The organism is Aeromonas sp. SCS5 (genome assembly GCF_001887375.1).
In the GTDB taxonomy this organism is placed as follows: Bacteria; Pseudomonadota; Gammaproteobacteria; order Enterobacterales; family Aeromonadaceae; genus Aeromonas; species Aeromonas jandaei.
In genome coordinates, this window is sequence record NZ_LFCS01000002.1 from 84,928 (window position 1) to 102,555 (window position 17,628).

The 17,628-nt window shown below is 60.7% G+C and carries 14 protein-coding genes; 11 read left to right on the forward strand and 3 right to left on the reverse strand.

Annotated elements, in window-relative coordinates:
- Window positions 1-29 precede the first annotated feature (29 nt).
- From BS300_RS02005 to BS300_RS02045, 9 genes are all read left to right on the forward strand, one after another.
- A complete protein-coding gene (locus BS300_RS02005; RefSeq protein ID WP_071910450.1) occupies window positions 30-1,172 on the forward strand; it encodes an isovaleryl-CoA dehydrogenase in 1,143 nt (380 codons plus the stop codon).
- Entirely contained in the window at window positions 1,169-2,770 is a 1,602-nt protein-coding gene (locus BS300_RS02010) for a carboxyl transferase domain-containing protein (protein WP_071910452.1), read from the forward strand. The genes BS300_RS02005 and BS300_RS02010 overlap by 4 nt, the downstream gene beginning before the upstream one ends.
- A gap of 11 nt (window positions 2,771-2,781) precedes the next feature.
- Window positions 2,782-3,636: an enoyl-CoA hydratase-related protein gene (locus tag BS300_RS02015; protein ID WP_071910454.1), complete on the forward strand. Its 855-nt coding sequence runs from the start codon at window positions 2,782-2,784 to the stop codon at window positions 3,634-3,636.
- On the forward strand, window positions 3,633-5,621 hold the full coding sequence (locus tag BS300_RS02020) for a biotin carboxylase N-terminal domain-containing protein (RefSeq protein ID WP_071910456.1): 1,989 nt from the start codon (window positions 3,633-3,635) through the stop codon (window positions 5,619-5,621). Before BS300_RS02015 ends, BS300_RS02020 begins: the two co-directional genes overlap by 4 nt.
- Window positions 5,618-6,586, forward strand: coding sequence for a hydroxymethylglutaryl-CoA lyase (locus tag BS300_RS02025; protein WP_071910458.1), 969 nt, complete (start codon window positions 5,618-5,620; stop codon window positions 6,584-6,586). Before BS300_RS02020 ends, BS300_RS02025 begins: the two co-directional genes overlap by 4 nt.
- A gap of 2 nt (window positions 6,587-6,588) precedes the next feature.
- On the forward strand, window positions 6,589-6,999 hold the full coding sequence (locus BS300_RS02030; RefSeq protein ID WP_071910460.1) for a MerR family DNA-binding transcriptional regulator: 411 nt from the start codon (window positions 6,589-6,591) through the stop codon (window positions 6,997-6,999).
- A 36-nt stretch (window positions 7,000-7,035) separates the two neighbouring features.
- Entirely contained in the window at window positions 7,036-7,797 is a 762-nt protein-coding gene (locus BS300_RS02035) for an ABC transporter substrate-binding protein (RefSeq protein ID WP_071910462.1), read from the forward strand.
- Between the two features lie 52 nt (window positions 7,798-7,849).
- Window positions 7,850-10,798 carry a DUF748 domain-containing protein gene (locus tag BS300_RS02040; protein WP_083593330.1) on the forward strand — a complete coding sequence of 983 codons (2,949 nt, stop codon included), beginning with the start codon at window positions 7,850-7,852 and terminating at the stop codon, window positions 10,796-10,798.
- Window positions 10,799-11,027: 229 nt separating this feature from the next.
- Window positions 11,028-11,624 carry a GPR1/FUN34/YaaH family transporter gene (locus BS300_RS02045; protein WP_041207542.1) on the forward strand — a complete coding sequence of 199 codons (597 nt, stop codon included), beginning with the start codon at window positions 11,028-11,030 and terminating at the stop codon, window positions 11,622-11,624.
- Between the two features lie 75 nt (window positions 11,625-11,699).
- Here the strand turns inward: BS300_RS02045 and BS300_RS02050 are convergent, their stop codons facing one another.
- Together BS300_RS02050 and BS300_RS02055 are read right to left on the reverse strand one after the other, a co-directional pair.
- On the reverse strand, window positions 11,700-12,497 hold the full coding sequence (locus BS300_RS02050) for a M90 family metallopeptidase (RefSeq protein ID WP_265324574.1): 798 nt from the start codon (window positions 12,495-12,497) through the stop codon (window positions 11,700-11,702).
- A 24-nt stretch (window positions 12,498-12,521) separates the two neighbouring features.
- Window positions 12,522-12,959 carry a GNAT family N-acetyltransferase gene (locus BS300_RS02055; RefSeq protein ID WP_071910466.1) on the reverse strand — a complete coding sequence of 146 codons (438 nt, stop codon included), beginning with the start codon at window positions 12,957-12,959 and terminating at the stop codon, window positions 12,522-12,524.
- A 339-nt stretch (window positions 12,960-13,298) separates the two neighbouring features.
- Between BS300_RS02055 and BS300_RS02060 the strand changes: the two genes are divergently transcribed.
- Window positions 13,299-14,798: an alanine/glycine:cation symporter family protein gene (locus tag BS300_RS02060; protein ID WP_041207539.1), complete on the forward strand. Its 1,500-nt coding sequence runs from the start codon at window positions 13,299-13,301 to the stop codon at window positions 14,796-14,798.
- Window positions 14,799-14,867: 69 nt separating this feature from the next.
- On the opposite strand, the gene BS300_RS02065 is transcribed toward BS300_RS02060, so the two are convergent.
- On the reverse strand, window positions 14,868-15,674 hold the full coding sequence (locus BS300_RS02065) for a crotonase/enoyl-CoA hydratase family protein (RefSeq protein WP_071910468.1): 807 nt from the start codon (window positions 15,672-15,674) through the stop codon (window positions 14,868-14,870).
- Between the two features lie 166 nt (window positions 15,675-15,840).
- Between BS300_RS02065 and BS300_RS02070 the strand changes: the two genes are divergently transcribed.
- Window positions 15,841-17,628, forward strand: a complete 1,788-nt coding sequence (locus BS300_RS02070) for a putative nucleotidyltransferase substrate binding domain-containing protein (protein ID WP_071910470.1) — start codon at window positions 15,841-15,843, stop codon at window positions 17,626-17,628.

The window sequence follows — 17,628 nt, forward strand, 5'->3', positions numbered from 1 at the left end:
CGACTGTCATATCCGCAAGGAGAGCATGGATGCAGATGGATGAGACCCTGAATGCCCTGACCGAACAGGTTGCGGCTTTCTGCCAGAAAGTGATCGCCCCACGCGCCAGCGAGATCGATCAGAGCAACACCTTTCCCCGTGATCTCTGGCCCCGGATGGGTGAACTGGGGCTGCACGGCATCACGGTGGCGGAGGAGTATGACGGGGTGAACCTCGGCTATCTCGCCCACGTGCTGGTGATGGAGCAGGTGAGCCGCGCCAGCGCCTCGGTCGGCCTCTCCTACGGCGCCCACTCCAATCTCTGCATCAACCAGATCCACCGCCACGGCACACCGGAGCAGAAAGCGCGCTACCTGCCCCCGCTGGTGAGCGGCGAGCATGTGGGGGCGCTGGCCATGAGCGAGCCGGGTGCAGGCTCCGATGTGGTCAGCATGCGCCTCACCGCAGTGCGCGATGGGGATCACTTCGTGCTCAACGGCAACAAGATGTGGATCACCAACGGACCCGATGCCGACACCTTCGTCATCTATGCCAAGACCGATCCCGCCGCCGGGCCCAAAGGGATTTCTGCCTTTATCGTCGAGGCAGGTACTCCCGGTTTTTCCACCGCCCAGAAGCTCGACAAGCTGGGGATGCGCGGCTCCAGCACCTGCGAGCTGGTGTTCGACAACTGCCGGGTGCCGCAGGAAAACCTGCTGGGCCCCCTGCATGGCGGGGTCAAGGTGCTAATGAGCGGGCTCGATTACGAGCGGGTGGTACTGGCGGCCGGCCCCCTTGGCATCATGCAGGCCTGCATGGACGTGGTGCTGCCCTATGTGCGTGAGCGCAAACAGTTCGGCCAGGCCATCGGCGAATTCCAGCTGGTGCAGGGCAAGCTCGCCGATATGTATACCCGCCTCGCCAGCAGCCGAGCGCTGGTCTATTCGGTGGCGAGCGCCTGCGATCAGGGGCGCACCAGCCGCAAGGATTGCGCCGCCGCTATCCTGTTTGCCGCCGAAAATGCCACCCAGATGGCGCTCGATGCCATCCAGCTGCTCGGCGGCAACGGCTACATCAACGAATACCCCACCGGCCGTCTACTGCGGGACGCCAAACTCTACGAGATCGGAGCCGGCACCTCTGAGATCCGCCGCTGGCTCATCGGCCGCGAGCTGATGGGAGAAAATGCATGAGTCGTATCCACTCCCGCCTCGACACGGCGAGCACGGAATATGCGGCCAATCGGGCCGCCATGCAGGGGCTGGTCGACGATCTCCACGCCCGCATTGCCGAGATCGCGCTAGGGGGCGGCGCGGCCAACAACGCCCGCCATCAGGCCCGTGGCAAGCTGCTGCCCCGCGAGCGCATCAATCAGCTGCTGGACCCGGGCTCCCCGTTTCTCGAACTGTCGGCGCTGGCTGGCTGGCAGGTCTATGACGAGCCAGTGCCCGCCGCCGGTATCATCACCGGCATCGGCCGGGTCTCTGGGCGCCTGTGCATGCTGGTGGTGAATGACGCCACCGTGAAGGGCGGCACCTACTACCCGCTCACGGTGAAAAAACATCTGCGCGCCCAAGCCATCGCCGAGCGGCTGAGCCTCCCTTGCCTCTATCTGGTGGATTCCGGCGGCGCCTTTCTGCCGATGCAGGACGAGGTTTTCCCCGACCGGGATCACTTTGGTCGCATCTTCTACAACCAGGCCCGCATGTCGGCCCAGAACATCCCCCAGCTGGCGGTGGTGATGGGGCTCTGCACCGCAGGCGGCGCCTATGTGCCCGCCATGGCGGACGAGTCGATCATGGTCAGGGAGCAGGCCACCATCTTTCTGGCTGGCCCGCCGCTGGTCAAGGCCGCCACCGGCGAGGAGATCAGCGCCGAGGCCCTGGGCGGCGCCGAAGTGCACTGTGCCCACTCCGGCGTTGCTGATCATATGGCCCGTGACGATGCCCATGCGCTGGCCATCGCCCGCACGCTGGTTACTCATCTGGGTAACGAGCCGATAGAGAGCAGCCCCGGCTACGAGCCCCCCTGCTACCCCATAGAGGAGCTCTACGGTCTGGTGGGCACCAGCCTCAAACGCCCTTACGATGCCCGCGAACTGATTGCACGACTGGTGGATGGTTCTGACTTTGACGAATTCAAGGCGCTGTTCGGCACCACTCTGGTGACCGGCTTTGCTCGTATTTGCGGCATGGAAGTGGGGATCCTAGCCAACAACGGCGTGCTGCACAGCGACAGCGCCCAGAAGGGGGCCCACTTTATCCAACTCTGTAACCGGCGTGCCATCCCGCTGCTCTTTTTGCAGAACATCACCGGTTTTATGGTGGGGAGTAGCGCAGAAAAAGAGGGGATCGCCAAGCACGGCGCCAAGCTGGTCACAGCGGTGGCCTGCAGCCGGGTGCCCAAGATCACCCTGATCGTCGGCGGCAGCTTTGGCGCTGGCAACTACGGCATGTGTGGCCGCGCCTATGAACCCGATTTTCTCTTTAGCTGGCCCAACAGCCGCATCTCTGTCATGGGGGGCGAGCAAGCTGCCGGGGTGCTGGTGCAGGTGCGTCGGGACAAGCTGGCTACCGAGGGCAAAGATTTGAGTGAGCAGGAGGCGGCAGCCATCCGTGACCCGGTGATCGAGCAGTATGAGCGCCAGGGTCACCCCTACTACGCCAGCGCCCGCCTCTGGGATGATGGCGTCATTGACCCGGCCCAGAGCCGCACCGTGCTGGCGCTGGCGCTCGCCGCCTGTCAGGGTGCCCGCATTGAAACCGAGCAGTACGGCATCTTCCGGATGTAAGGAGCAAACCCATGTCAGATCCACTTACTTCCTCAGCACTTGGCTCTTCAACACAGGGCCCGTTTCGGCTGGAGCGGCACGGCCCGCTGGCCGAGCTGGTGCTGTCGCGCCCGGCCCGCCACAACGCCTTTGATGCCGACCTGATGCTGGGGCTGCTCGACTGCCTCGATGATCTGGCCCATCTCCATGGTCATGATCTCGCCGAACGCCCTCACGCCCTGCTGCTACGGGCAGAGGGCAAACACTTTTGCGCGGGCGCCGATCTCAACTGGATGCGCAATCTGGCTCACGCCGATTTTGAGCACAATCGCGAAGACGCTCGGGTACTGGCGCGGCTGATGCAGACCCTCGATGAGCTTCCCTTCCCTACGGTGGCGCTGGTGCAAGGGGCCGCCTATGGCGGGGCGCTGGGCCTCATCTGCGCTTGCGATCTGGTGCTGGCCAGCGACGATGCCCGCTTCTGCCTCTCAGAGGTGAGCTTGGGTCTGGTGCCTGCGGTGATCAGCCCCTACGTGGTGCGCACTATGGGGATGCGTCAGGCGCGCCGCTACATGCTCAGTGCCGAGCCGTTCGATGCCATCACCGCCTGTCGGCTCAATGTGGCACATCAACTCTGCAAGCCGGATCAACTGCTGGCGGAGGGACGGGCACAAGCCCTTCGTATGTGCCGCAACGGGCCGGAAGCGATGAAAGAGACCAAACGACTGCTGGCGGCCATAGAGGCCCATCCTTCCCGCCTGCACGAAGAGAAAACTGTCGAGACCATTGCCCGGGTTCGGGTGGGACTCGAAGCCCAGGAGGGGATGCAGGCCTTCTTCGACAAACGTCCTCCCGCCTGGCGCCCCCGTTTCAAGGATGAGACATGACCCATCACACTCAAATTAAGCGCCTGCTGATTGCCAATCGCGGCGAAATCGCCGTGCGCATCATCAAGACGGCGAAACGCCTCGGCATCCACACCATCGCCCTCTACTCCGATGCCGACGCCCACGCCATGCACACCCGTCTGGCCGATGAGACCTGGCATCTGGGGCCAGCACCAGCCAGAGAGAGCTATCTGGACACCGGCAAGGTGCTGAAGATTGCCAAAGAGGCGCGCGCCGATGCCATCCATCCCGGTTACGGCTTTCTGTCGGAAAACAGCGATTTTGCCACCGCCTGCGAACAGCGCGGCCTGCGTTTTGTCGGCCCAAGCGGCGCCGCCATTCTCGCCATGGGCGACAAATCGGGCGCCAAGACGCTGATGCAGGCCGCCGGCGTACCTGTACTGCCTGGCTATCACGGCACGGATCAACGGCCGGACTTCTTGCGCGATCAGGCGAGCCAAATTGGCTTCCCGCTGCTTATCAAGGCGGCCAGTGGCGGCGGTGGCAAGGGGATGCGGCGGGTCGATCAGCTGGCTGACTTTGACGAGTCGCTGGCGGCAGTCAAACGGGAGGCAAAGGCTGCCTTTGGCGATGATCTGGTACTGCTCGAGCGCTATCTGCCCCAGGCTCGCCATGTGGAAGTACAGGTCTTTGCCGATAGCCTCGGCAACGCCATCTATCTGGGGGACAGGGACTGCTCCTTGCAGCGACGCCATCAGAAGGTGATCGAAGAGGCGCCCGCCCCCGACATCCCTCCGGCTCTGCGCCGCGCCATGGGAAAGGCAGCCGTTGCCGCAGCCAAGGCCATCCACTATCAGGGGGCTGGCACCATCGAGTTCCTGCTCTGCAAGGATGAGTTCTTCTTTATGGAGATGAACACCCGGCTGCAGGTGGAGCATCCGGTCACCGAAGCGGTGACCGGGCAGGATCTGGTGGCCTGGCAGCTGGCCGTAGCCGAAGGCAAGCCGCTACCACTCACCCAGGAGGAAGTGGTGCTGCGCGGCCATGCAGTGGAGGCGCGCCTCTACGCCGAAGATGTGGCGGCCGGTTTTCTGCCCGCCAGCGGGCCTATCCACTGGCTCCACTGGCCCGTTGGCGTGCGCATCGACACCGGCGTTACCGTTGGCGATGAGGTGAGCCCCTATTACGATCCCATGATCGCAAAGCTGATCGCCCACGGCCAGAGCCGCGCCGAGGTGTTCGCCAAACTGGCCGATGCTCTGGCTGCGCTGGATCTCGGCCCGCTAGTGCACAACGGCCCGCTGCTGCTGCGCCTGTGTGAAGAGCCTGACGTCTTGGCTATGCGCCACCATACCCAATGGCCCATCCCTACCACAGCGCAACCCATTCCTGAACTCGCCTGGCCGCTAGCCACCCTCTGGCTGGCGAGCCGCCCTGCGGGCACCTCCCCCTGGCAGCAAGGCTGTGGATTTCGGCTGGGGCCGGCTCGCAGCTGGACAGCGGCGGTACGCATCGGTGATGAGCGCCTGGTATTGACCCTTCACGATCGTGACGGCCAGTTTGATTGGCAAGGGAAGACCCGTTGCTACCAGAGAGGTGACGATCATATCCGGCTACAACAGGGTGGCTGCTGGCAGCAGCTCCCCATTCAGACGGTCGCAGGCTCGGAGGCAACCTTCATCATGACCCTAGGGGGCCAGCGCATCCGTTTCACTGCTGATAATCAGCAGCACAGTCACCACCATGATCAAGCAAACGAGAAGGCACAAGGCGCCATCGCCCCCATGCACGGCATCGTGGTGGCCGTAATGGTCGAACCCGGCCAAACGGTCAACAAGGGGCAACCCCTGCTGGTGCTGGAGGCGATGAAGATGGAACACCAGCTGCGTGCAGAGCGGGACGGGGTAATAGAAGCCCTGCAGTGCAAACAGGGTGATCAGGTGAGCCAGGGGGCCGTGCTGGTGCGCTTTGCCGATGCCGCCCTAGAGGAGAACGCCATCAACCAACAAGCGAGTAGATCATGAACAGAGGAGCAGCCATGCCGGATGACAAGGTCAGTCTGGTGGAGATGGGGCCGCGGGACGGCCTGCAAAATGAAGCTGCGACCCTCTCGCTGGTGCAGCGGCTAGAGCTCATCGCCCGACTGGCCGACAGCGGTCTGCAGCGCATCGAGGTCGGCGCCTTCGTCTCTGCGAAAAAGGTGCCGCAGATGGCAGACTCCTCCGCACTTTTTCAGGCACTGCCACGCAAGGGGCCGACCCGTTACGGCGCTCTGGTACCCAATCTGCAAGGCTTGCAGGCTGCCATTGCCGCCCGCGCCGAGGAGATTGGCCTCTTTACCGCCTGCTCCGACGGTTTTACCCGCGCCAATATCGGCATCAGCGTGGAGGAGTCACTGGTGCGCTTCGCCCCGCTGGTGCAGGAAGCACGCCGCCTCGGCATCAAGGTGCGCGGCTATCTCTCCACCGTCATCGCCTGCCCGTTTGATGGCCCGACCCGCCCGAAACGGGTCGCCGCCATGGCCGAGCAGTTGCTGGATCTCGGCTGCCACGAAATTTCGCTGGGGGACACCATCGGCGTCGGCACCCCGGGCACGGTAGCGCCCATGCTGGATGCTGTGCTGCACGAGATCCCGGCGGGGCGGCTCGCGGTCCATTTTCACGACACCTACGGCCAGGGGTTGGCCAACCTGCTGCCCGCGCTGGAGCGGGGTATTCGCACCATCGACTGCTCGGTGGCAGGCCTTGGCGGTTGCCCCTATGCCCCGGGCGCCTCCGGCAATGTGGCGTCAGAAGAGGTTGTCTACCTGCTGCACGGCCTTGGCATGACGACGGGGGTGGATATCGACAAACTGGCGGCCACCGGCCAGTGGGTGAGCGAGCAGCTCGGTCGCCCCAACGGCTCGCGGGTCGGTCAGGCCTTGCACGCCAATGCCGAACGGCTGCGTGCCCGCCTCTGCCAGCCACACGCCCAGCAACAGGAGTCATGATCATGTCCCGTTCCCTGCCCGGCAAGGAGATCACCTACAGCATTTCGGAATTGGCCCACGAGTTCGATGTCACACCACGCACTATCCGCTACTACGAGGACGAGGGGCTGCTCACCCCGCAGCGGGAGGGGCAGACCCGCATCTACAGCCACAAGGACAAGATCCGGCTCAAGCTGACTCTGCGCGGTAAACGGCTGGGGTTTAGCCTGGCCGAGATCCGCGAGCTGTTCGATATGTACGACACCGACAAATCGAGCAAAAACCAGCTCAACTCCATGATCAGACTGATCGAAAGCAAGCGCAGTGCCCTGCGTCAACAGCTGGAGGATATCCAGATGGTGATGGCCGAGCTGGAGGCTGCCGAACAGCGCTGTGCTAATTCCCTTAACAACTTGAAAAGCGCAGCAGATTAACCGAATCTGGGGTTATGCAATTGCCCTGGGACATCCATGAAATATTGGTGCTGGTTTTTACTTCTGTTCAGTCTGTCCGGTTGGAGCCATCCCCTTATCAAGGTCGGCGGTTATCCTTATGCCCCGTTCGTGGTCAAAGTGTCGGATGACCACTATGAAGGACTGACGCTGGACCTCATCGCCAGGCTCAACGAGATCCAGCAAGAGGTAAGATTCGTGTTTGTTCCCACCTCGGCTGCCAATCGTTACAAGGCGCTCGATCTGGGCCGTTTCTCGCTGATGCTGTTTGAAGACAGCAAGTGGGGCTGGCAAACCGACAAGTTCAAGATGACCTCCCCATTTCTTGGCGGTGGTGAAGTGTATGTTGCCCTCAAGGCCCCCGGGCGAGACCAGCGTTTTTTCGAGGATCCCTCCCTCCACCACCTTATTGGTGTAACCGGCTATCACTATGGCATCGGCCAGTTCAATGCAGACCCGACCTATTTGCACAGCCATCTCGACATCACACTGTTCAAGGACAACGTCAGTGCCCTGCAGGCCCTGCTCAAGGGGCGCGGTGATATCGCCATCCTCAATATCTCCTATTTGAACCAGTATCTGCTCAGCAACCCCGAGGTAAAGGCGCAGCTGCTTGTGTCGCAAAAGTGGGACCAGCGCTACCAGCACCGCGCTATCTTTGATCCCGAGGCCAGCATTACCCCTGCCCAGCTGGAGCTGTGGCTGGCCAAGCTGCGCCAAACAGGTGATCTGGATCGACTTTGGACAAAGTACGGCGTATCCGAGTACGCAACCCCATGATTACTATCTGACTTTTCGGTACCATGACGGGAACCGAATGGGAGTGCATCAAATGGAGACCACCATGCCCGCATCCCCCCGAGCTCGCCGGTTGCGCTACCTGGTCTACGCACTCCTGCTACTCCTTATCCTCATTTCCCTGTTGCTGTGGCAAACTCCGCGGCTGATCCAGCGCTACCTGCCCGGCTGGCTGGCCGAGCGCTACGGCATTCATCTCACTCTGGGCGAGATCGATGTCAGCTTGCGTCACCCCGCTCTGACCATCGGCCCCAGTTCACTGCTCGATAGCAAGCAGCAACCGTTGATCAGCTTCGACCATCTGCAAGTGACCCCCGAGCTCAAAGCAAGCTGGCAGCAAAAACGCGTGGTACTAAGCGACGTCACGCTGACCAGGCCGGTGGTGCTGGTGCAGCGGCTGAGTGACAAAAAGGGGGACATTCGGCTCAACCTGACCGATGCGCTGGCAACTCTGCTTACACCGACCCCCTCAACAGAGCCGGAACCGGAAACCGCTCCCGTTATTGTCGATATCGCCCGGATTGCGCTGACCGATGGCCAGCTTGCCTATCTGGATAAACGCAAGGAGAGCGAACCCGGCTGGGTGCCCTCGCTCAAGCTCGATAAACTGACGCTGCAACTGGAGGGGCTGAGCACATCCGCAGGTCACCTCACCGCCTACCAGCTTGCTGCCACTCTCAACAGCAAGAGCCCGCTGAGCGCCCAAGGCAAGCTGGATATCACCAGCGGCATGGGCCAGGGCAAGGCAAGCCTCAAGCAACTCGACATCAAACCCTTTGCCCCACTCTGGGCCCCCTATCTCAAGCTGGCGCTGACCCGTGGTAATGCCGGGGCAGAGGTTGAATATCTGCTGAAAAACGGCAAGAAAGGGATCGAGTGGCAATTGTCCAAAGGCAAGCTGGCGCTAGACAACTGGCAAATGAAGCACGACAAGGGTGAGGAGTTTGCCCGCTTCAGCCAGCTAGCGCTCGTTGAACTTGCTGTGGATGGCAGCAAACAATCCCTGCATATCGGCAAAATTACCCTGCAACAGCCACATCTCAAGGCCACCCTCAATGAGCGGCAGGAGCTGGATCTGGCCGAACTATTGATCGATCAGCCACCAGCCAAGCCGAGCAAAGAGAAAAAAGAGAAACCGGCCCCCGCCAGCAAGCCATGGCAGTGGCAGATCAATCAGATTGCCATCAGCAAAGGGGATATCACCCTCACCGAAGCGAGCAGTGGCAAACCATTGGCACGACAGCTATCCGACCTGCAGCTGGCATTAGGCCCGCTGGGCAGCAAGAGCGAACAGCAGAGCAAAGTGGCGCTCTCGACCCGTTTCAACCAGAAGAGTCCCCTCGCCTTTGATGGCCAGCTGACCCTGGCCCCCTTTACCCTCGCTGGCGAGATAACCCAGCAGGCACTTCCTCTTGTGCTGGCCCAGCCCTATCTGAACGATCTGGTGCGGATCAAGGTGAAAGAGGGCGAGCTCAGCAGCAAAACCAAGCTGGCGCTAGCGACCACAGAGCAAGGAGAGCTGAACAAGCTGACACTGCAGGGAGGGCTCGATGTCCATACCCTCAAGGTGGTCGATCGGGCCGATAACCAGAGACTGCTCGAGATCAATGACCTGAAGCTGACCGGCCTCGATTACGACGGCATCAGCCAGAAGATGAAGATCAAGGATGTGGCGCTGACCAAGCCCTTCGCCCGCATCGAGATCAACGAAAATGGCGTCACCAATATCCAGCAACTGCTGCTGACCGCCCCTGCATCGGCCAAGGGTAAAACCGCGCCCCCCCAGAGCAAGAGCAACAAAGCGGCGCCCGCATTTCAATTCACCATCGATGAGCTGCGCACCGAACAGGGTAACCTGCGCTTTGCCGACCGCAGCCTGAGCCAGGATTTCGTGGCCGATATCGCTTCGCTGGGCGGCCAGAGCCGCCATATCAGCAACATTCCGGGCCAGCGCTCCGAACTCTCCTTCAATGGCAAGGTGGATCGCTACGCCCCGGTGACCATCCGCGGCGGTACCAACCTGCTGGTCGCCGATCCGGTGCTCGACATTGCGGTCGCCTTCAACAATCTGGAGTTGACCACCTTTACCCCTTACTCGGGCACCTATGCCGGTTACGCCATCGACAAGGGGCAGCTTTCGGTGAAACTGCACTACAAGCTGGAAGGCAAGCGGCTGGAAGGGGACAACGACATCACCATCAAGAAATTGCAACTGGGTGAGAAGATCAAGAGCGAACAGGCCAAGGATCTGCCACTCGGTCTGGCCATCGCGCTGTTGAGCGATGCCAACGGCGTCATCCAGATGAACCTCAAGGTGAAGGGCAATCTTGACCAGCCCGACTTCAGCCTCGGCAACATCTTCTGGGATGTGCTTGGCAACACCCTGAGCAAGGCAATCACCTCCCCCTTCTCGTTGCTCGCCTCTCTGGCTGGCGGCAGTGAAGATCTCGACGAGATCACCTTTCTGCCGGGCGATCCCGATCTCACCCCCACCCAGCAAGAGAAGCTGACCAAGCTGGCGCAGGCCCTCAAGGATCGCCCCAAGCTCAGCATGAATATTCGCGGCAAGGTCAACTTCAATGAAGAGCGCCCTATCCTGCAACGGCAAAAACTGGAACGGGCCCTCGCCAAACTCACCGGCAATCAGGTCGATCTCGATCTGCTGGAGCAGGACAAGGATATGCAAGATGCCCTGGCACAAGCCTATGAAGATCGCTTCGGAGAAGATTTGGGAGATCTCGCCGACCGCCTGCATCTTGATGAAAAGAGCGCGACGCTGCGGGCTCAGGCGGTTGCCCTGCTGCAGGAGCAGCAGCTCATCACCGCCAAATCCCTGCGCAATCTCGCCATGCGCCGGGCACAAAACACCAAGGAGTTTTTGGTGGATGCCCAGGGGATCACGCCAGAGCGGCTGTTTGTGCTGGACAGTCAGGTCAAGGAAGAGGACAAGGAGGCCAAAGTGGTACTGACACTGGATGAGTGAGCTTCTCCTCATCCGGTTCGCCTGCGCGTAATAAAAATACAAGCCCTCAACTATTTTGACACCTTTTGCTCACGAAACCGGCTGACCTGCTGAACAATTGGGCGTCAGTGCAAATAAATACGTAATTTTTTTACGGTTTAGTCCCTTCCCCCCCTTGCGGCGGTTTTACAAGCTGCCTAAAATCGCGCGTCTTTTTGTTAACCCCACCTCTATTTTTGGAGAACGCCACGTGAGCGAAAAATTGGCCAACCCTGCCCCCCTGGGTCTGATGGGTTTCGGTATGACCACCATTCTGCTGAACATCCATAACGCAGGTTTCTTCCCCATCAGCGCCATGATCCTGGCCATGGGCCTGTGCTATGGCGGCATTGCCCAGATCATCGCGGGCATCATGGAGTACAAGCGCGGCAACACCTTCGGTGTGACTGCCTTCACCTCCTATGGCCTGTTCTGGCTGAGCCTGGTTGTCCTGCTCGTCATGCCGACAATGGGTCTGGCCGAAGCGACTCCGCACGCCTACATGGGCTGGTACCTGCTGATGTGGGGTGTGTTCACCCTGTTCATGCTGATCGGTACCGTCAACTACCCGCGCGTGAAGCAGTTCGTGTTCGCTTCCCTGACCGTGCTGTTCTTCCTGCTGGCCGCCCGTGACTTCACCGGCAGCACCCTGATCGGCACTATCGCCGGTTTCGAAGGCATCATCTGCGGTGCCAGCGCCATCTATCTGGCCATGGCTACCGTACTGAACGAACAGTATGGCCGCACTATCCTGCCGATCGGCGATCACAAGAAAGCTGCAGCAGTCCAGCTGAAAGCCGCCGCCTGATTGGCGCACGCTCAAGCTTGAAAAAAAGGCACCCTCGGGTGCCTTTTTGCTATCTGCCATCTTGTTAAGCGGGATTCACAACAGCATGCCCTCGCCATCACCGGCCAACAGGCGGGTCGGCGGAAAACGGCGCGCGGGATCCTGACCAAACAGCAGTGCCAGTTGGTGGTAAACCTCGGGATAGACACTGCGCAGGCGCAACGGGTCGGTAAAGAAGTGCTCGCAGCAGACCGCGAAGAACTCGGCCGGATGCTCGGCCGCATAGGGGTCGATGGCGGGAACCTCGCCCTGATCGAGTTGCTGGCAAAGCGCATCAAAAGCCACCTGAAATACCTGCTGCCACTCCTGCCGGCTCATATGTCCGGGCAGTGGCGGTGCACCATCCGCCTCGCCCCCCAGCATGTCTATCTTGTGGGCAAGCTCGTGGATCACCAGATTGAAGCCATCCCAGTCACCATCCAGCTGCAGCTCGCTCCAGGCCAATACAAGCGGCCCCTGGGGCCAGGACTCACCGGCGTTTTCCTCTTCCACCTCACTCACCAGCCCAAACTCATCCTGCACCTCCTGGCGCCGGGTCACAGGCTCGGGAATGATGATGATCTCGTGAAAACCGCGATACCAGTCAACGCCAAGATGCAGGATAGGCAGAGCCGCCTGCAGGGCCAGAATGGCTTGCTGGCGCTCGCTTAAGGTAACCCCAAGCTGGGTCAAGGTTTTGCGCTTGAGCAGCTGACGGCCCAGGCTTATCAGTGTTTGTTGCTCACTCTCGGTAAGCCCCTGCAAGATCGGCACAACAGCAAGCGCTCGTCGCCACAGCTCTTCCTCTTCTTCGCTCATTTTCACCGTGCCACGGCCACGAAACCAGTTGAACAATCCCAGCACGCACACTCCTTCTCTTTACAACAGTTTGACGAATCGTTTTGGCCGCTCCTGATATGCCTGCGCCAGATAGAAGCGGTGGGCATCTTCGCGTTTGATGCTGCTGGAAAGCTCCAGCTGACTGCATCCGGCTTCGCGAGCCTGACACTCGGCCTCGCACAATAACGCAGCACCAATACCCCCTCCCCTTGCACCATCATCGACGACCAGCGCCGAGATCAGGCCCCATACAGGTGCAACATGCAGTGGTTGCAGCCAGTGCCATACCAGCACGCCAACCACCCTTTCAGCCTGTTCGGCCAGCAAGACGCGGGTGGCCACATCCAGCCCCAACAGACGTGGCAGCAGCTCATCAGCCTCTGCAGCATACCCTAGTTGGGTAAAGAGGTGGGCCATGGCAGTGGCATCCGATGGTAAAGGAGCGCGGATAACGAGTGGAACAGGGAACATTTGCATGATTGGCCTTTTGTTTGCTAACGAGATCCTGGCTGTTCCAGCAGACGCAGATCAGCATGGTAGCGGGTCTCTCTGGTCACAGAAAATAGCGCATGCCATTATCGCACCTCAGTTGTCAATTCACAAAATTGCAACAACGCAACATTTTTCGCTGGGAAGCGCCGGAACAACTCGATATGTTACAGCCCATGCATGGCGCACTATCGTGCCCTGCCGAACACTTCACCACAGCGTCAAACTGTTAATTCATTTGTTAACAATTGGCGTAACACAATGACAGCGAGCGAGACAGAGATCTCGCCGGAAGTACAACACAAAACAACAAAGGAGTTGTTGTAGATGAATGAGATCGTCAATGCCATCAACGGTGTGATCTGGAGCCCTGCGCTCATCTATCTGTGCCTGGGGGTAGGCCTCTACTTCTCAGTACGCAGCCGCTTTTTGCAACTGCGCCATATGGCCGAAATGGTCCGGCTGATGTTTGATGGCAAGAGCACGGATGCGGGGGTCTCCTCCTTCCAGGCGCTGGCCATGACCCTCGCCGGTCGCGTCGGCACCGGCAACATTGCCGGTGTTGCCACCGCCATTACCTTCGGTGGCCCGGGCGCCATGTTCTGGATGTGGATGGTCGCCTTCCTCGGCTCCAGCTCCGCCTTCGTGGAGTCCACCCTGGGTCAGGTCTACAAGGAGAAGATCAACGGCGAATACCGCGGCGGGCCTGCCTTCTACATCGAGAAAGGGCTTGGCATGAAGTGGTATGCCTGGACCTTTGCCATCGCCACCATCTTCGCCTGCGGTGTACTGCTGCCGGGCGTGCAAGCCAACTCCATCGGCGCCAGTCTGCAGACTGCGTTTGATATCGATCCGAACGTGACTGCGGCCGGTCTGGCACTGCTGCTCGGCTTCATCATCTTCGGTGGCGTCAAGCGCATCGCCAACTTTGCCAGTACCGTAGTGCCCTTTATGGCGCTCGGCTACATCATCGTGGCCTGCGTCATCATCGCCCTCAACATTCATGCCCTGCCGGGCGTGATCATGCTGATCTGGAAAAGCGCCTTCGGTTTTGATGCCGGCTTTGGCGCCATTCTGGGTCTGGCCATCATGTGGGGGGTCAAGCGCGGTGTCTACTCCAACGAAGCGGGTCAGGGTACCGGGCCGCACGCCTCCTCTGCTGCCGCAGTAAGCCACCCGGCCAAACAGGGTCTGGTGCAGGCGTTCTCCGTCTACATCGACACCCTGTTCGTCTGCTCGGCCACCGGCTTTATGCTGCTCATCACCGGCCTCTACAACGTGCAGGGACCGGATGGCGCAGCCCTCTACACCGGCATCGCCGGCGTGGCTGCAGGCCCGGGTTATGTGCAGACCGCCATGGAAAGCATGATGCCGGGCTTTGGCAGCATGTTCGTGGCCATCGCGCTGTTCTTCTTCGCGTTCACCACCATCGTCGCCTACTACTACATCGCCGAAACCAACATCGCCTACATCAACCGCAAGGTGAACCGTCCCTGGCTGACTTTTGTGCTCAAACTGACCCTGATGGCCTCTACCGTCTACGGTACCGTCAAGACCGCCGAGCTCGCCTGGGGCATGGGTGATATCGGGGTAGGTCTGATGGCCTGGCTCAACATCATCGCCATCCTGCTGCTGCAAAAGACCGCCTTTGCCTGTCTGCGCGACTATGAAGCGCAGCAAGCCAAAGGGCTGGATCCGGTGTTCCACCCGGAGAAACTCGGTATCAAGAACGCCGACTACTGGGCTGGCCATCGCTCCGAAGACAACCTGGAGCAGGAGAAATCCGGTCACCCCTTCGAGCCGGATCTGGATCGCAAGATCTCCTGATGCCAGCAACTAGAACACGTATAAAAAATGGCAGCCTCGGCTGCCATTTTCTTTTCCTGTTGTTCCACCTCAGAGTGCGTTGCGCCGTGGCCCGAAGGGCAGCCGCCAGCGAAACAGGCTGTTGAAGGTGGCGCGCCACTGATTGGGGCGTCCCAAAATCTGCTTCTGCAACCGGGTCTCTTCTTTCAGCATTGCCTCGTCACTGCGGGCCCAGGCCTGACTGTAGAGCTGCTTGATCCCCGCCAGTGCATCCGGCGACTTGGTGATGAGGGTGCGGGCAAACTCCCGCGCCTCCACCAGCGGATCGGTGCAGACCCTGCTCACCATCCCGAGGGATTTCGCCTCGACTGCATCCAGCTCGCGCCCGCTCATGGCCAACTCCATGGCGGTATCCAGACCCATCAGGTTGCGCATGGTGACGCTGCCGCTCATGTCGGGGATGATGCCCCACTTGATCTCCATCACCGAGAAACGGCAATCGGGGGTGCTAAACCGAAAATCGGCGCCAAGGGCGATCTGCAAGCCACCACCAAAACAGACTCCCTGAGTGACCGCAATCACCGGCACCGGCAGCTGGTGCCAACCATAGGCGACCCGCTGGGCCAGATTGGTCGCCTCGTCCGCCTCGCGCTTGAGAATATCGAGGGCGGCGACCGGCTGGCGCAGCATCGATTTCACATCCAGTCCAGCGCAAAACGCGCGCCCTTCGCCATGCAGGATCACCGCTCGCAATCCCTTCAGCTGAGCAAGTTGCGTCAGCGTCTCATCGATAGCGCTGAACATGGCCCTGTCCAGCGCATTGAGCTTCTCTCCCCGCGACAGCACCACTTCAGCGATGCCGTCGTGGACCTCGCACTTGACCCTTGGTTTTTCCATCTCCGCTGTCCTCTCCTTGATCCCGATAATGAACACACTGGTCATACCACCAAGTTATCAGAGTGTGAACAGACGGTACAGCTGAGACTAAAGTCGGCTGGTCGGCGCGGTTCCCCTTTGTCACACTGGGCACAAGGGGTGCCCTATCCCGCCCGAGGACGCCGTCATGTCAATTCTGTTCAATTTTGCCAGACCACCGTTTGACCGGCTGGATGCAGAGGCGCGTGAACAGCTCGCCCGCCACCTCTCGCTCTGCTACTTTCGCGCTGGCGATACTCTGCTCAACGCGGGAGAGGAACCTCCCGGGCTCTATCTCGTCATCAAGGGGGCGGTGGAAGAGTCGGCCCCCCACCACCAGTTTGGTGACTATGGCGTCGACGATCTGTTCGATGTGCGCGCCCAATTTGACGGTCGCTGCCGCCATACTTTTACTGCGCTGGAAGACACCCTCTGCCAGCTCATCCCCCGCTCGGCCTTTCTCTCTCTCTGCGAACAAGATTCGCAGTTTGCCAGCTACTTCACCGCCAATCTGGCTGAGCGCCAGCGTCAGCAGGAGCAGCGCGAACAGCTGGGACAGAAGAATCTGGCAGAATTTATCCTGACCCGCATCGAACCCGGTCATTTGCAAGCGCCGCTTATCGTCGACAGCAGGCTGTCACTGCTGGCAGCGACCGAAGCCATGGTGAGCCAGGGGACAGATTGTCTGCTCTACCCCGCCCACGACGGCTCGCTCACGCTGGCCACCCGCAAGACCCTGCTCCACGCCCTGACCCTCAAGGGATTGCCACTGACGGCGCCCCTCTCGGTACTGACCCCCACGCCGCTCATCGGTCTGCCACTGGAGAGCTATCTGTTTGATGCCCTGCTGCTGATGACCCGTCATCGCATCAAGCGATTGGTGATCTGGCAGGGCAACGAGGTGGCGGGGATCCTGCAGCTGACCCAGGTGCTGGGACTCTTCTCTACCCACTCCCACGTACTGACCTTGCGTATCGCCCGCGCCGACACTCTGCCCGCGCTGGAAGCGGTCGCCCGCGAACAACAACAGCTGACCCGTTCGCTGTTTGCCCAGGGTATCCACACCGCCTTTTTGATGAAGCTCATCGCCACCATTAACGAGCAACTGATCGCCAAGGCCTTTGCTCTGGTGATCCCGCCCGAGGTGCAAGAGAAGGTCTGTCTGCTGATGCTGGGCTCGGAGGGGCGTGGCGAGCAGATCCTCAAAACCGATCAGGATAATGCCCTGATCCTGCCGGAAGCGCTGGCGTGGCCCACCCAGGCAGCCGATCTGGCCGAATTCAGCGCCCTGCTGGAGCGCCTCGGCTACCCGCTCTGCCCCGGCCAAGTCATGGTGAATAATCCGGCCTGGGTAAAAACCGGCGATGAGTGGCAAAGCGCCATTGCCAGCGCCTGCACCACGGCCAGTGAGGAGGAGCTGCTCTGGCTGGCCACCCTGGCTGACGCCCACCCCATCGCCGGAGATCGTCAACTCCATCTGCCTGTTGCCAGAGCGCTGCGCGAGCAGCTGGCCGAGCGGCGAGATCTGCTGGCAGAGATGGTGCGACCGGCGGTGGCCTTTCACGCCCCCCTTACCCTGTTTGGCCGGCTTGAGCAGCGCCCCGAAGGGCTTGATCTCAAGCGCGGCGGCCTGTTCCCGCTGGTCCATGGCATCCGGATGCTGGCCCTTGAAGCAGGCATTCTGGAGACCTCAACCCTGGGGCGCATCGATGCGCTGGTAGCGGCCGAGCGGCTCAGCACCAGCTTTGGCACCAACCTGGCTGAAGCGTTTCGGCTCTTTATCCGGCTGAGGCTACGCAGCCAGCTCAAGGGAGGCAATAGTTGGGTACAGGTCAGCGAGCTTAGCCACAGCGAACGGGATCTGCTGCGTCAGGCACTGCATCAGGTGAAGAAATTCCAGCAGTGGCTCACCTTGCACTTTCGTCTGAGGCAGTAG